Source organism: Pseudonocardia bannensis, from assembly GCF_012911875.1.
GTDB lineage: Bacteria > Actinomycetota > Actinomycetes > Mycobacteriales > Pseudonocardiaceae > Pseudonocardia > Pseudonocardia bannensis.
Genome location: NZ_JAAXKZ010000018.1, coordinates 1 through 15,357 on the forward strand (window position 1 = coordinate 1; position 15,357 = coordinate 15,357).

The window sequence follows — 15,357 nt, forward strand, 5'->3', positions numbered from 1 at the left end:
CCGTCCTTCGGGAAACCGGTGTCGTCGATGACGAACGCGCGTGGGTCGATGAACTCGCCCGCCCACCGCGCCAGCCGACCCCGAACCTCGACGTAGTCCCAGGTCGAGGACGTGACGAACTGCTGCAACTGCTGGTGATCGACACCGAGGCGGTCGGCCATCGGCTGCATCGACTTGCGTTTGCCGTCCAGCAACAACCCACGCACATACAGCTCGCCCTTGGCCCGCTGATCCGACCGCGCCAGACCACCGAGCATCCCGGCCGCGAACGCCTCCAGCCGCGGGCGGACCCGCGCCATCTCCTCCGGAGTCACGACCCGAACAAGATCACAGGCAGCGCCGGATCAGCGGGAACGACACACCTAACAAAGCCCTACTAGGGGTGGGTGCGGGACCGAGGCGGATGGGATGGAGCGGTCCTGGGACACCTTCGGTGGCCGCGCAGCGATCACCTTCCAGGACGGCGCAAAGTGGGCGGTCATCGCCGCGCGTGCGGGTGTCGCGGGCCGGGATCGGGGAAGGTTCCTGGCCCGCGGCGTCAGGTCACCGACCAGGGGGAGGGGTCAGGGGTGTGGCATCCGAACCCGGGCCTCACCACACCGAGAGCGGTCCGATGCCTAGATGCAGAGCGCATTGAGCTGCTGTCAAGGGTGAGTTGGGTTAACGAGCTGGAATGAAGTCCCTTAGGTAATTGCCGAGATCAGCAGCTCTCAGGCCGTGCCCCTCGAGCTGTGACGCCAAAGCGGTGGGGTTATCCCAACGGTCCGCAGCCAAACCAGCGGAGAAAGCGATCACGGCGTCCTTGAACCTTTGAAGGCCAGCCTCGTCGAGCACCTTCATGCGCTGTGGCGCAGCGGCGTCGTCATGCATGCGAGACGCCTTGTGCACCATGACGGGGGTGGCCTTTACGAGCTCCCCGTAACGCTCTCGGAACCAGTTCATATGTCCCGAGAGCTGGTCGGCGCAGTCCTTGTGAATCCGCTGCGTGTTCGACCCACTCTTGGCTTCGATGACCCAGTACTCCGACGGACCCAGCGCCCACAGGATGTCAGAGCCGCGCCTGGCCTCGAAGTCCGGTCGTTGCGAGGCGAAACCTAGGTGCAGGGCGAGCTGCAGCATGGCCTCTTCGAAGTCGTCCACCCGGGCCCTGTCCTTATCGAAGACGAGGTCGTTGACGATGCCCTGGAAGGCGAGCCGCAGCTCCTCCGCGGTCCCGTACTCCTTCTCCAAGAAGTCGGAAGCGCGGCGTGCTTGGTCAGTCTGGAAGTCCAGCTTCTTGTAGGTAATGCCGGACAGCGGGCGCATAACCTCGGAGTTCTTGTCTTTCGCGCTCGCCAGGATGCGTTGGGCCTTCGCGGGGTCGAGCAGGTTGACGTATGCCGCACGCTGCGCCTGGAGCCACCCCTCCTGCCGGGCTGATAGTGCCTTGAGCTCTGCCGCTTCGAGCACATCCGCTGCAGTCTTGTAGTCGCCCTTCTCCGCTGCATCGAAGGCCGCACGCCGGGCGATCGCGAGGTCAGACACGTTGCCTGGGGCCGGCCTGACAGACGACAGAACCCGCTTGGCCAGCTTCGTCCACGTTGGGTCCCGCTCAAGGGCCTGGTTGGCGGTCTTCATGATCTCCGCCATCGACGACCGCTCCATCTCCTTCGCCATCTGGTGCGAGAGCTTGAGTTGCGCCTGAGTGGCCGGGCTGAAGCGGGCGAGGGAGCGCGGGTCGACCACGAGGTGGTTAAGACGGGTGCCGAGGAGGAAGACGACGCAGTGGTCCTCGCTGCTGCGCACTCCGCGTCCCATGCCCTGCTCGATCCGCTGGATCTGCCGATCATCCGTGCCGGACTGGCGCAAGAGCTTGGTCTCCAGCCGGTCTTCTGCGGACCTCGCCTCTGGCAGCCCGTCCATCACCAGGATGCGGCAGGCCTTGCCAGGCAGGTCGATGCCGTCATAGCGGTTCGCGAACGCAACCAGGCCGACGTGTTCGTCGTCTTTGCGAAGCTGCCTCACGACTTCCTCCACCTGCGAGCTACCGTCCGTGACGACGAGCGCGCCGAACCGTGCCCAGTCCTTCGCCATGCCGTTACTCGGCGCCAGGACGACCACATTGTGCTTCATCGCCAGCCTGGCGATCTCCGCCTTGGCGTCCTCGACGATGAGGCCGGGGTTGATGCCCTGAGGCGCGAGGATCATGCGCTCGCCGATGTCTCCGGCCGTCGGGGGCGCGATGGGCTTCCGGACACTCTCCGGGTTGGCGCCGAACGTCTCGACTAACACGCTGTCATCGGCCAGCGTCGCCGTTAGGTACACGCGCCTCTTGGCGTCTGCGAACTCGGTGATGTGGCTGATCGGCGGGCAAGGCGGTGTGATCGTCACTTCCATGCCGGTGAAGACGACACGGCAGAGTTCCAGCACATCCTTCACTGCGGGCCAGACGTACCGGAGCTGTTCGGTGTCCTGGTGCTTGTGCAGCTCGGCACGAGCCGTCGCGATCTTGCTTTGCCATGCCCAAAACGGGACCTCGCTTAGGGCGCCGTAGCTCTCGTCGTCGATGTCCAGCAGCTCGGTCGGCGACGCCTGGTCCAGATCACTCCGGAACAAGGCCAGCAGCTGCCCGTACGCCTTGTGCTCCCGCCCAAGCCTGATCGACAGGTTCTCGCGAACCGTCGCCAGGGCGGCGTGCGCGTCATCGATCACGACGCTTCCAATGGGGGCTGGCTGGCGGCTCGGCCTTCGGTTAGAAAAGACAGTCTTGCCGTTGACCAGCTTTGAGGCGTTCACCACGGCGATAGCCCTGCCACTGGTGTACGCCGGATCGTCGGGATCCTCCACGGTTTGAATGCCGATACGTTTCGCTTCCTCGATGACCTGGCTGACCAACTGCTTGCCGGGCGCCACGTAGAGCGCCGGGCCGAGGTCCTCGTTGAGAAGGCTCTGCAGGATGACCAGACCGTCGATGGTCTTACCGCCACCGGTGTTCACCTTGACAACCAAATCCCGCTCCGCACGGCGGGCGTGCCACGCTTCCAGCACCTCGCCTTGGACGAGCCTCAGGTAACCGTAGCCGGGCTCCTTGTCGGGCAACGCCTCGTATAGCTCACGAGGATGAGTCGGAGCAGCAGTGTCCGGCCCGTCGAGCAGCTTGCCGAAGTCCATGAAGTAGTGAGCCCCCATCGAGTTGTCACGTGGCGCCAGACCAAGGCCTCCCGTGACCCACGCCTCACTCCAGAGAGTGTAGTGGCAGCGACAGAAAGTCATCCTCGCGGGTAGGACCTGCCCGATCCCGGGCGAAGTTCCTGGAAGAGCGTCGGTGCTCGACTCCGACGTTCATTTCCACGCGTTCGGGACTGTCCAGGCTTCAGTTGGCCCGGTCCGGGTAGATGGGGCAGGTCGCGGTAGCAGCGCCATCGAGGGCGTCGTGGCCTCGTGGCCTCAAATGAAGAACCGCTGACTCCGCACGTGCACGGTGTGACCGCTGACGTGCACGGATGCACCGCCTGTGCACCCTGCGACCAGTGACGAAAATTTTCGGTCTTCGCCCACTGCGGAGGCCGGTTCACGACGTTCGACTCCCGCGAGTGGGACGCGGGCTTCATCCCGTCCGACGCCGGCGGGTCCGCGGCTACGTCGCCGGGAGCATGACCTTGATGCGCGAGAACCATCTTCGAGACCGAGGGCAGGATCATCGAGTACCAGCCGAAGGACTCCACCATCCCGCCTGAGCTGTGCAGCTGACGCGGGGCATCGGTCGACGGCGGACACTCCGCTCGTAGCGCGCTCGGTCAGACGGCGCGTCGGGTCTCACCGTGTCGAGCTGTTCGACCTAAGTGGGGCCGTTAGCCAGCGACGGCGCCGAGACTCGCGTAGTAGCGCGGGACGTCTTGCGGTGAGGGCGAGCACTGGTCTGCTGCAGTCAGCATGGCGCACGGGGAGCTAGAAGGGGCTGGTCTCACGTGAAGCCGCGCGACAGGAGTACTGCCTCGACCTCGGCGGCGTGCCCGTGATCGTGTGGCCTGGGATCGACCAGAACGGCGAGGTCGTGACTCCGCGCCTCGACGAGCTCCCTGTCTGTTCCCCGAGCTCGTTCATCTCGTGGGGTGATTGGCAGCTGGACGGCAGGAGCCGCAGTACCACCGTGATGATTCCGCAGGAACTGAGCCACGTGTCGGACAGGGCGAGCGACACCTATCGTTCGCCGTTCAGCTGCCCTTCGAGAGCAGCGGCGACGGCCTCGAACTCGGCGAGGGCGGAGGTGAGGTCTTCGACGATCTCTCGGGCGATGATCGCGGGTGCGGGGAGGTTGTCGGTGTCTTCGAGTGACTCGTCGCGGAGCCACGTGATGTCGAGGTTCACCTTGTCGCGGCTGACGAGCTCGTCGTAGGTGAAGGCCTTCCACCGTTCCGACTCAGTGCGCTCGTCGCGCGGCTTCCCCGGTAGGTACCCATCGACGAACTCGTCGAGGTGGTGGCGGCGCAGCGGGTTCTGCTTGAGCGTGAAGTGCTGGTTCGTGCGCAGGTCGTACACCCAGAGTCGCTGAGTCCACGGTTGCTCGGAGGCGGGCTTCTTGTCGAAGAACAGCACGTTGGCCTTCACGCCCTGGGCGTAGAACACGCCGGTCGGGAGCCGCAGCATCGTGTGCAGGTCGAAGTCGGCGAGCAGCTTGCGGCGGAGGGTCTCGCCTGCGCCGCCTTCGAAGAGCACGTTGTCGGGCAGCACGACGGCTGCGCGACCGTTGATGTCGAGGATGGTCATGATGTGCTGCAGGAAGTTGAGCTGCTTGTTCGAGGTCGTGACCACGAAGTCCTGGCGCTCGATCTCCCTGTCCTCGCGAACCTCGCGCCCGTCGGCGCCGATCATGGTGAGCGAGGACTTGCGGCCGAACGGCGGGTTCGACAGGACGACGGACCAGCGTCGCCCGGGGTCGGCGATGAGAGCGTCACGGACGTCGATCAGCGAGTCGCCGTCGGGTGTCCCGATGCCGTGCAGGAGCAGGTTCATTGCGGCGAGCCGGGCGGTGCCGTCGACGAGTTCGTAGCCGGTGGCGAACTCGTCGCGCAGGCTCAGTCGCTGTAGCGGTGTGAACTGTTCGGAGCCCTCCGCTGCGCGTTCGTGGGCGACGAGGAGGAACCCGCCCGTACCACATGCCGGGTCGACGACGGTGTCGTCGGCCGTGGGCTGGATGACGTCGACGATCCCGGCGATCAGGTCCCGAGGGGTGAAGTATTGGCCGGCGCCGGAGCCCTTGTCGGAGGCCCCCTTGGCGAGCAGCTGCTCGTAGGCGTCGCCCTTGAGGTCGGTCCCGGAGGCTGACCAGTTCTCCTTGTCGATCAAGTCGACGATGAGGCGCTTGAGCTTGGCCGGGTCCTGCACGCGGTTTTGTGCCTTGCGGAAGATCGTGCCGAGCGTGCCCGGCTGCTCGGCCAACCCGACGAGGATCTCGGTGTAGATCACTTCTAGGTCTGTGCCCTCGGCGTCAAGGAGACGCTGCCACGAGTACTCCTCGGGGACGATCTGCTGCGGCTTGAGCTTCCGAGTGGCCCGCTCGTGCGCCATCTTGAGAAACAGCAGGTAGGTCAGCTGCTCGGTGTACTCGATGACACCGACGCCGTCGTCACGCAGGACGTTGCAGTACGACCAGATCTTGTCGACCAGACGGCGGGACTCCACGGACATGCGGAGCAGTGTGGCACCGTGCTCCGACGGCTCAGTCGACACCACGGCTCTCCCATGCGCCGAAGGTCTGGCCTTCGCTGGAGACCCAGTTGGTGCGGCCGTTGCACGACGCCCGTCCCTGAACGAGGGCTCCTGCGGCGGAGGGCGACTTGAAGACGATGTCCCGGGCGACCCGGCCGACTCCACCCTCGGCAGTGATCGATCCGTCGGCGAGCAGACGCTCGTGTTCGGCCTGTCGTGCCGCGTGCTGCTTTGCCGTGCTGGGCAAGTGTTTTGGGTTCACGGGCGGGAAAACGGCGACGACCGCCGAGCCAGCGAGCACGGTGAACTCGCCGTCGACTTGCTGGGCGCGGGCGTCGACCTGCGCCTTGGCATTGATCAGCCGGAAGACGGGGGACTCCTGGGGCTCGACAGGTGCCTTTGGGGACGGTTTGACACGGATCGCGTTCACGCCCAACACCGGCAGTACGATCTGCAAGTGGGCCACGAACTCGTCCATGTCGGAGACATCGGCCTCCGGCAGTTTCGGGACCTCGGGCTCCTTGTCGTTCGCTAGGTCCACCCGGCCGGCTTTCTTCGCCAGCGCGATCAGCCGCGACTCCAGATAGCGGCCGTGTGCTTTTGTGATGTTCGCGTCCTTCGATGTGACGACGACGACGCGGTCCCAGAAATCCTTTCCGGCGACGTGTTGTTTGAGCCGATCCCCGACGATGTCGGATTCGCCGATGTAGCAGAGCGTTTCGCCCAGCTCGTCACCGCCGAGCAGGAAGTAGACGCCGGTACGCTGCGCCTCGTCGCGGGACAAGAGTTTTCCTAGGTCGGAGCGCGACGCGCTCACTACGTGGCCGGTCCAGTTCGTGATCTCTGCCGTTGTCAAACCGCCCGGCGTGCCGTCGACCAAGAACAACTTTATTTGCTTCCCGGTCATAGGGCGTACTCCGCCCGCGGCGGTGCATAAAGTGCGCTCAGCAAACCTCCGCATTTCGCGGTCACGAAGTGGCTGCCACTTCACGATCCTGCGCGTTGTCGCCGGTTAGATTCCCGGAGAATGCTGCTGCGAGAAGTGCCTTACGGAGACCGTCGCTCCGAGCTTGGGCGAGATCGAGCTCGTTGGTCAATCGATTGGCCTTGTCGCGCACCGAGTTCCACACTTGAATCATTCGACGTTGTGTTGCGAGTGGGGCAATTGGCATCGCGAACCGTTTGATGGTGGCCTTGTTTAAGGCTAGTTGCTGTCCACCTGAACCTCCACGCCGGGTCTCGAAGTACCGTTCCTCAAGGTAGGCGTAGACGTACTCCGGGAGGATCTTCGTTCCCGACACGCGAATCGACGCACAGTTCTGATTGTGTGCTGCCTCGACGTCTAGGATCGCAGCTTGACCACGAGTCTTTCCTTCCCCGATCATCGCGAGCATCACTGTGCCCGGCGGGTGGATACGGGTTCGCGGATTTCCCGCCGCAGATCGTGTGATGTGCTCCCGCGTCGAGGAAATGCGCCCAAACGAAACTTCACCACTCGAAACCCAGGGAAGGTCTCCCGCCCACAATTCCGGTACCGAGCGGGACGGTGTTGCGCCAACGCTGACCTCGAATAAGTCCCCTAGTCGAGCCCACCTCCATGTCTCCGGCACTGGCCATACTCGGTCGTCGCCCGACGGCGTGAAGTTGGTACGGTCACCGACAAGATCGGCACCCGTCCCTTCGGACAAGTCATCGTCGACCAGTTCGCCTCGGAGTCCGACTTGCAGAATCGATCGCATCATCGCTCGCGTTGCGGACTTCGCCCGGGAGAGCGTTGCAGTTGCCGAGTCGAGGTGGGAGAGGTGGCTTTCCAGGGTGTCAACGATGTGGCGTTGACGATCGATCGGCGCAAGAGGAACTGGCACCTCGCGAAGTTTCTGCTGTGGCAGATGCGCAATAGTTGACCCGGTGGCCAGTCGAGTTAGGACGCCGTTGTTTGCGTGGTGTTCCAGCAAATACCGGAGGTAGCGGTTATCGAGGTCCGCACTCGGACGAACCCGGTGAAGTGCCTTTTGGTAGGCCACGTATGTGCCACTGCCTGACCACACTGCCGCCCGCCCGATTTCTCCCCCCTCGCAGACCAGTAGATCACCGGTTCTTACTTCGAAGCGATCACGTAGTTCGTCAGGGAGCTCCATAGTCAGTAGGTCCGCAGTGTCGATGCGGCCCCACTGAACATTGATGTTCCGAAGGTAGGGCACCTCCGGATACCCGTTTGACCTACCGCGATCGAGCATCCTGCCGAGCGCTGTTTCAGCGACATCTCCCAACTTGACTACGGGCCACTTCACGCAGTCAGCTCCTTATTCAATTCGTCGATGATGTCGGCGGCGCGGTCCCCGAGGTCACGAAGGGCGCCGTCGATGCCGCCGCGCTCGGTGAAGGGCGCTTCGTCGAGGTCATCGGGGCTGATGCCGGCGGAGGAAGCGATGACGGAGACCATGCGGTCGAGCCACCACCTCTCGGTGTCGGTGAAGTGCACGCCCGCTTGTTCTTGCTGGGTGAGCCAGCTCACGTACTTCTCCCTGACGCGGTCGGCGTAGGGGACGAGTTGGTCGTCTGCGCCGAGGGTGTAGCGCAGCAAGGAGACGAGGTCGGTGAGCGATCGGCGAGTGCGGGCCTGTGGGCTTGCGCCGTGCTTGTGGGTGACGTCGATGGCGAGGTAGGCGTTCCAGATGAGGTCGGGCGTCCAGTTGCGGGGCGGGCGAGCGATGCGGTCGGCCAGCTCTTGCAGGTCGTCGTACGCGACGCGGCGGTCACGGGCCTCGCCCATGAGCTGGATCGCGGTGATCTCGTCGCGATGTTCATCGAGGTAGGCCTTCCAGGACTCGACGGTCGTCTGTGCACGGTCGGTGTCGACGACGCCGTGGGCGTCGAGGAGGGTGTCGACGCTGACCTCGTCGACTACGCGGTCGTGGGTGCGGCGCAGCTCGATGATGCGGTTGCGCAGCTCCGGATTGGCGGCGACGGGTTCGACGGCCTTCTCGATGAGCGCACGTATCGCCGCGGCTGGGTCCTCGGCGCCTTCGACGGCTTTCGCCTGGTGGTCGGGGTCCACGGCCTCGACGAGCCCGCGGACGACGTTCTTAATGGGAGTGCCGGCTACATCGTCGAGTTCGGTCCGCTCGGCGGGGGTTAGCTCGAGCTCCAGCTTGGCCAGGCGTGATGCGAGCGTGGCGGCATCGTCCTCGGTGAGGGTGAGGTTGGCGGCCTTGTCGAGCAGCTTCTTGAGCGGGACGGTCTTTTCGCGGTTGAGCGGTGGCTGGACGAACGGGTGCTCGGTGACTCCGATCGCGTCGATGAGCACGAAGCGGGTCTTGACCTCGGCGTCGGGTGTGACGCTTTGGAAGTCCGCGGGGGAGATCGTCCGGGCCCCGCGTCCCTTCATCTGCTCGAAGTACTGGGCGGAGCGGACGTCGCGCATGAAGAACACGCACTCCAGCGGACGGACATCGGTGCCGGTTGCGATCATGTCGACGGTGACGGCGATGCGCAGCGTCGGCGATGTGCGGAACGTCTGCAGCTGTGCCTTCGGGTTGGCGGCGCTGTAGGTGATCTTCGCGGCGAAGTCGTTGCCCTTGCCGAAGACCTCCCGCACGGTCGTGACGATTTCCTCGGCGTGGGCGTCGTCCTTCGCGAAGATCAGCGTCTTGGGCACGGTGGAGCGGCCGGGGAAGATCTCGGTGAACAGCTTGTCGCGGAACGTCTCGAGAACGGTCCGGATCTGGCTCTTGCTGGTGACAGCGCGGTCGAGCTGGGTGTTGGTGTAGTCGAGGTCGTCGTCGAGGGCTTCCAGGCGCTGCTTGCGGGTACGTCGGTCGACCTTGGGCACGATCGTGCCAGCCTCGATCGTGGAGCCCTGCTCGGTGATCTGCGTGCGGATGCGATAGAGGTCGAAGTCGACGTTGACGCCATCGGCGACAGACTCGGGGTAGGTGTACTCGGAGACGAGGTTCTGCTGGAAGAAGCCGAAGGTCTGTTTGCCGGGCGTGGCAGTCAGCCCGACGATGTGAGCGTCGAAGTACTCCAGCACGCGCCGCCAAACCCCGTAGATGGAGCGGTGCGCCTCGTCGACGATGATCAAGTCGAAGGCCTCGGGCGGAAGATCCGGCCTGTAGACCACGTCGACAGGCTTATCGGGGACGTACGTGTCGATGCTCTGGTCGTCGACGTCAGCGACGTCCTCGCCGCGTAGCGCCATGAAGACGCGCTGGATGGTAGAGACCGCGATTTTCGTCGAATCGGCCATCCCCGCTCGTCGGACCTTGTCGACGTTGTACAGCTCCGTGAATCGGCGGTTCTCGCCGGGCGTGCGGTAGTTCTGGAACTCGGCCAGCGTCTGATCGGCCAGGTTGTTGCGGTCGACCAGGAACAGGACCCGGCCGAAGCCGCCCCACTTGAGAAGGCGATAAGACAGGGTCACCGCTGTGTAGGTCTTGCCGGCGCCGGTGGCCATCTGGATGAGGCTGCGGCTGAAGTGCTGGTCGCCGAGGCTCTTCTCCACACCCTTGATGGCGGTAATCTGCGCGGGGCGCAACGGTGCCTCGTCGAGCGCTGGCAGGTGACGGACCTTCGCTCGCCATGTCGGGTGCTCTGGATCCGCGTCGGCTTCGCGGAGGATCCGGGCCAGCGTCGCGGGCCTCGGGAAGCTGAACAGACGGCGGGCCCTCGACTCGGGGTCGAACCCATTGGTGAAGTGCGTCTCCGAGCCAGAGGCCTCGAATATGAACGGGAGCCGACCGTCGCGCAGCACTGCCTTGAGCCGGACATCAGCGGGGAGTCCGTCGGCGTACATGGTCGACTGCCACTCGACCCCGCTCAGGGTGGTTCCCTCGGGCTTAGCCTCGATAACACCGACCGCCTTCTTGTCGACGTACAGCAGGTAGTCGACTCGCCCGTGGCCAGCCTTCATGACGATCTCGCGCACAGCGACGCCCTGCGCGGCGAACAGGTTCAGGTCCTTCTTGTCCTGCACTGCCCAGCCTGCGGCCGTGAGCTGGCGGTCGATGAGCAGGCGTGCGCGCTGCTCTGCAGCGAGCCGGCCTGCGTCAACCTGGGGCGCCATCACGGGTGAGGATTCCACATCCGTGGTCCGCTCGTTACCTCTGGTGACCTAGTGTGAGATCACGATTGTGGTCGTACGTCGATGCTGGCGCCCACTCTGGCCGCCAGTCGGTTAGGGGTCGAGCGGTGCCGGTTCGCCGGGCGCTCAGGGCCGCGCGGGCCATGCAAGTGCCTTCGAGTGCTTCCCGGTCGACACCGGCGAGCTCGAAGAATCGCTGCCACTGCGCGTCGGGGACGGGCACGGCGCTGCGGACGAACTTGCGTCGCGTCTCGGCCCAGTCGCCGAGGACGGAGTCGTTGCGGATGGCGTCGAAGGTGACGGGGCGGGCGAACTTTGCGATGACGTCGTAGGTGCAGACCGGCTTGCCGTGGAACTGGCGACCGGGCAGGTCGAGGGGTACGGCGTCGGTGCGGGCGACGATGAGGTGAGAGATGTCTTTGCGTACTCGGGATCGGTAGAGCAGTGCGAGGTCGCAGGTGCGTGTGGTGGGTGCACAGGTCCACCAGCCGCCGGCGACGAAGCCCGCGCCGGGCTCGAATTCTGGCGGTCTTGGCCTTCCTCGTTGAGGTAGTAGTCGGGGCCGGCGACCCAAAGCCAGCGCTATGGCTGACGTGAGGCGGTGGCCGCCGTCATTGGAAGGTTCCCGCTTCTGCGTTGGGCGAGTCAGCCGCCGTCGCGGAGGCATCCGGGGGCACGGGAACTAGTGGCAGAATCGGTAACAGCCGGCCCGCCATCGGGCTCGCCTCCCGATACCGGCAGCCGACTGGCACAAGACCGGCCCGCAACGGCCTGCCTTCAACCGAGGTGCGCAGCGGTCGTCAGGCTGTGGCCTCTGCCGGGGCAGATTCAAGTCGTTCAACATCAACGATGATTGAGTGAGCATCCGGGTAGCGCTGCTCAACCTCATTCGTGGTGCACTTGCGAACAATCCGACTTATCTCGTCCGTGTCGGTGCGTGGTAGTGAATCCTTGCCAGTGAAGATGTACGAGAGCACCCAGCCGATTGAGTAAATCTCGTTGAGGACGTCGTACTTCTTGAAACTTGCGAGCATCGGATCAAGTATCGTTCCGCGCATCTCAGTCCTTGATCGAGTGAACTCCGACGAATGGTCTTTCGCCAGTCCGAAATCGGAGAGTTTGACCAATACCGCCTTGCTCGCATAGACTTTCAAGAGGACGTTTTGCAGGCTGAGGTCGCGGTGAAGCAACTTCTGGCCGTGAATGTAGCTTACCCCGTAGAGGAACTGGAGCGCGATCCGCTTACGAGTAGCGAAGCTCAGGTGGTTGTTCCGCTTTGCAATGTACTTCCGAAGTGTTTCGTGGCAGAACTCCATCGTGTACTCGTCGCGAGCTTCGTCGTAGCGATAGACTTCAACGACATATGGAAAGCTAAGTCGCTTTAGGATATTGAACTCTTCTCTAAACCGGTGCAAGTCGCGCGCGTCGAGGCCTTTCTTGGCACGTTTAACCGCGATCGTGTTTCCATAATCAGGGTCAACAAAGGAGAAAACCTGTGCGTACGAACCCTCGCCTATCAGTTGAAGTCTCACAGCTCGGCTCTGCTTCTTTAGCTTTATCGTCGTCTCGGATCGGAGGAAAACCGGCTCGTACTTGACAATCTCGATGGGCTCGAAATCTTCGGGTACTGTACTGCCGCCGCCTGTTGAGAGCCACGGCCTGCACCGTCGTACAGCGGCCTCATAGTCTTTGCGGAATGAGACGTCAAGTCCGATTCGGCGCAATGTTTCGATGGTCTCAGACAGCTCGTCGATTAATGCTATCAACGCCCGGCTATTGTCGGCCCAGTAATGGCGAGTGGACCTTGCTCTGTCGTTAATTGCAGTAAAGTGCTCGTTCAACTTCTCATGTAGGCTTGCGAATACCCGCCCGAACCGCTCGTCGTCGGTGTACAACCGCGTGAAAGTGTCCGACACGGGCTCCTTCGCGTACTTGTCCCTGAGGTCACCGAGCATCAACTCCACACGATCAGCCACGTCCTGTAGCCCTCCCTCGCGCTTCGCTCATCCCCGACACAGCACTGCACCGACTCATGGCCGCGCGACACGGTCGCTCAAAGCTCCGACGATATCGTTCTAGTACTGTAACGGCAGTTGATCAGTCGGGTGGTGATTCGCCGCGGCGGCGGTAGTGGCAGGCGCGGGCTCGATGCAACGAGATCGCTGGGTGCGTCGTAGAGCTGAATTGACGCGGTCGTGACACGCCATGTGACACGAAACCCAGTCTGGCGGGGCTTTCGTTGATGCTAGGGGTGCCGAGGCTGTGGCCAAAGTTGCTGGTAGAGGCCCTGGACCACGCCGCACGACTGCCTTCCAAACTGGCTACGCGGGTTCGATTCCCGTCGCCCGCTCCACCTGGTTGACCAGCGAGAACGACGGCCTCTCTCGATCATGGGAGGGGGCGTCGTTCGCGTTCGTGCCAGATTCGTGCCAGTTCAGCCCGCGCGGCTCACCCTGCCGCCTCCTCTCCGGCGGCCCGCGCCTCGCGGATCATCAGGTCCAAAGCCTCGGCAATCCTGCGGTCCCGCTCGCTCGTTGCGTGCTGGTAGATCAGTGCCGCCCGGGTGCTGCCGTGGCCGATCCGGGACATCACCTCGCGCAGTGTCGCGCCTGTCTGCGCGGCCAGCGTGCCGCCCGTGTGGCGCAGGTCGTGCAGGTGTAGCAGCGGATTCGCGCTCGCGTTCCGAATCGCCTGCTTCCAGATCCGGTTGAACGAACTGCGGCGCGGCGACGCCCCCTTGGGGCCGACGAACAGCAACCCGTCTGGGCCGGGTTCCGCGTACAAACGGAGGTGCTCGCGGATCTCCGGGAGGATCGCGGCCGGCAGCGTCACGGTGCGCTTGAAGCAGCGTTCGACGACGTTGCGGTTGGCGTAGCGGTCGGGATCGAAGGCTGGTGGGCGGCCGCCGCGGGAGCCCTTCGCTTGGCGGCGCGTGATCTGGTCGCTCTTCTCCGGGCTGGTGAACGCGATCCCGCGTGCGCGCATCGCCCTCCGGGTGGAGGGGTGGGAGTAGGCCTTGTCGGCCAGGACCCGGTCGGGGCGTTTGCGGGGTCGGCCAGGTCCGTCACGGCCGACCGAGATCTGGTCGAGCAGCGGGAGTAGTTGCGGGTTGTCCCCGGCCTGGCCGGGGGTCAGGATCACCGACATCGGCAGTCCGCGCCCGTCGACGGCGAGGTGGATCTTGCTGGTCAGGCCTCCGCGGGACCGTCCGAGGGCTTCTCCGTCGACGGCGAGGGCTTCGATCCACCCGGTGGTGCAGCCCCTTTTTTCCGGGCCCCGGCGGAGTGCTGGTGGGCCCGGACGCTGCTGGAATCGACGCTGAAAGTCCACTCCACGTTCCCGACGGAGTCGTCCTTGACGATGACCTGGTCGAGGATGCGTTCCCAGGTGCCGTCCGCGGTCCAGATCCGCAGGCGTTCATGCGCGGTCTTCCAGGGTCCGTAGCGCTCGGGCAGGTCGCGCCACGGGGCGCCGGTGCGCAGCTTCCACAGGATCGCGTTGATCACCTGTCGGTGGTCTCGCCACCGCCGACCCCCGCTCTCGACCGGCGGCAGCAGCGGCTCGATCCGGGCCCATGACTTCTCCGTCAACTCACCACGTCCCACCACCAAAACATGATCACCGAGACCAGGTCAGACCCCTTACAGGACACGCCCCAAGTAGCAACGACCTCGGGCAGCAGGGCCCAACCGTGGACGTCTCACCTACGTTCCCGTCGATGCGCCACCCGCGTCGCGCTCTGCCTCGTACTCGGCCTTGTGGAATTTCGCAGGGTGAACGATCCGTCCGGTGTCGCTGCGGTGCTCGGTGGGGGAACCGCACCAAAGGCACTCACCTGAGTCGTCATAGCGCAGCTGGTTCAGCAGCTCGGCGTCGCGGTCGTGTCGTTGTGGGCGGCGGATGTGCAGCGAGCGCTGTGTGCTGCGCGCGGGCGGTTGTGGCGGTGGCGCCGCCGCGCCTGGGCCAGTGGGTTGCGGCGGTTGCTGCTGGGGAGGAATCGAGTGGCTCGGCGGGGTGGACGGCGCCGGTGCGGCGGTGCCCCCGATCGCCATGCGGATGGCTTCCTCAACTTCGAGGGCGTGCCAGTCGCGTGGGTGGACCGCGTGTCCGTTCTCTGCACGGTGCGGCCCGGGGTGGCCGCACCACATGCAGCCGCCGATCGCGTCCACAGCAGCCCTGGACTCGATGTCTGCGCGGAGCTGTGCGGCGCGGGCCTCGGCGGCTTGCTTAGCGGCGGCTGCTCGCTTTTCCGCCTGCGCTGCGTTGACCTTCCCGACGATCACGCCCACCACGCCGATCACGATGACGGCGACCAGCAGGCTGCCCAGCACCGGCGACGCCTCGAAAGCCTTACCGATGAATCCGACCACCATCAGCACACCGATGATGCCCAGGCAGCCGAGACATCCGCTGGTGTTCTGCGACTGTCCGTGCTGGGTCTGGGTGTTGACCTGGTTGACGTTGACGTTGACGTTGATCGGTCCGTGCTGATCGGCCATGAGGGGCGGTCCTGGGGTTTGCAGCGGCAGCGAGTGTCGCTGTGTGATCGCGCGGGCCTCGACCCGCGTTACCGAGCACCTGCGTGG

10 protein-coding genes are annotated in these 15,357 nt (G+C 64.5%); all 10 read right to left on the reverse strand.

Features of this window, described 5'->3' with window-relative positions:
• On the reverse strand, positions 1–299 hold a 299-nt coding region (locus HF519_RS07485; RefSeq protein WP_169411556.1), incomplete at its 3' end, for a transposase.
• 361 nt (positions 300–660) lie between these two features.
• Positions 661–3,150, reverse strand: coding sequence for a DEAD/DEAH box helicase (locus tag HF519_RS07490; protein ID WP_169411475.1), 2,490 nt, complete (start codon positions 3,148–3,150; stop codon positions 661–663).
• A 1,029-nt stretch (positions 3,151–4,179) separates the two neighbouring features.
• Positions 4,180–5,667: a type I restriction-modification system subunit M gene (locus HF519_RS07495; protein ID WP_211169671.1), complete on the reverse strand. Its 1,488-nt coding sequence runs from the start codon at positions 5,665–5,667 to the stop codon at positions 4,180–4,182.
• Between the two features lie 31 nt (positions 5,668–5,698).
• A complete protein-coding gene (locus HF519_RS07500) occupies positions 5,699–6,574 on the reverse strand; it encodes a GIY-YIG nuclease family protein (RefSeq protein ID WP_211169672.1) in 876 nt (291 codons plus the stop codon).
• 82 nt (positions 6,575–6,656) lie between these two features.
• Positions 6,657–7,979, reverse strand: coding sequence for a restriction endonuclease subunit S (locus HF519_RS32730; RefSeq protein ID WP_169411479.1), 1,323 nt, complete (start codon positions 7,977–7,979; stop codon positions 6,657–6,659).
• The gene (locus tag HF519_RS07515) at positions 7,976–10,753 is read right to left on the reverse strand and encodes a type I restriction endonuclease subunit R (RefSeq protein WP_211169673.1); all 2,778 of its coding nucleotides are present in this window, start codon (positions 10,751–10,753) and stop codon (positions 7,976–7,978) included. The genes HF519_RS32730 and HF519_RS07515 overlap by 4 nt, the downstream gene beginning before the upstream one ends.
• A gap of 818 nt (positions 10,754–11,571) precedes the next feature.
• The gene (locus HF519_RS07520) at positions 11,572–12,747 is read right to left on the reverse strand and encodes a protein kinase family protein (protein ID WP_211169674.1); all 1,176 of its coding nucleotides are present in this window, start codon (positions 12,745–12,747) and stop codon (positions 11,572–11,574) included.
• A gap of 472 nt (positions 12,748–13,219) precedes the next feature.
• Complete coding sequence (locus tag HF519_RS33510) at positions 13,220–13,918, reverse strand: tyrosine-type recombinase/integrase (RefSeq protein ID WP_438826383.1); 699 nt, start codon at positions 13,916–13,918, stop codon at positions 13,220–13,222.
• A gap of 41 nt (positions 13,919–13,959) precedes the next feature.
• Positions 13,960–14,361, reverse strand: coding sequence for an IS5 family transposase (locus HF519_RS33515; RefSeq protein WP_438826384.1), 402 nt, complete (start codon positions 14,359–14,361; stop codon positions 13,960–13,962).
• A gap of 114 nt (positions 14,362–14,475) precedes the next feature.
• Positions 14,476–15,270 (reverse strand): hypothetical protein, encoded by a 795-nt coding sequence (locus HF519_RS07530; RefSeq protein WP_169411483.1) that lies wholly within the window; start codon positions 15,268–15,270, stop codon positions 14,476–14,478.
• Positions 15,271–15,357 lie beyond the last annotated feature (87 nt).

Excerpts from the sequence above, each read along its gene's own strand:
- HF519_RS07490 (WP_169411475.1), bottom strand. The coding sequence starts at position 3,150 with ATGGACTTCGGCAAGCTGCTCGACGGGCCGGACACTGCTGCTCCGACT.
- HF519_RS07495 (WP_211169671.1), bottom strand. The coding sequence starts at position 5,667 with ATGTCCGTGGAGTCCCGCCGTCTGGTCGACAAGATCTGGTCGTACTGC.
- HF519_RS07515 (WP_211169673.1), bottom strand. The coding sequence starts at position 10,753 with ATGGCGCCCCAGGTTGACGCAGGCCGGCTCGCTGCAGAGCAGCGCGCA.
- HF519_RS33510 (WP_438826383.1), bottom strand. The coding sequence starts at position 13,918 with ATGTCGGTGATCCTGACCCCCGGCCAGGCCGGGGACAACCCGCAACTA.
- HF519_RS07530 (WP_169411483.1), bottom strand. The coding sequence starts at position 15,270 with ATGGCCGATCAGCACGGACCGATCAACGTCAACGTCAACGTCAACCAG.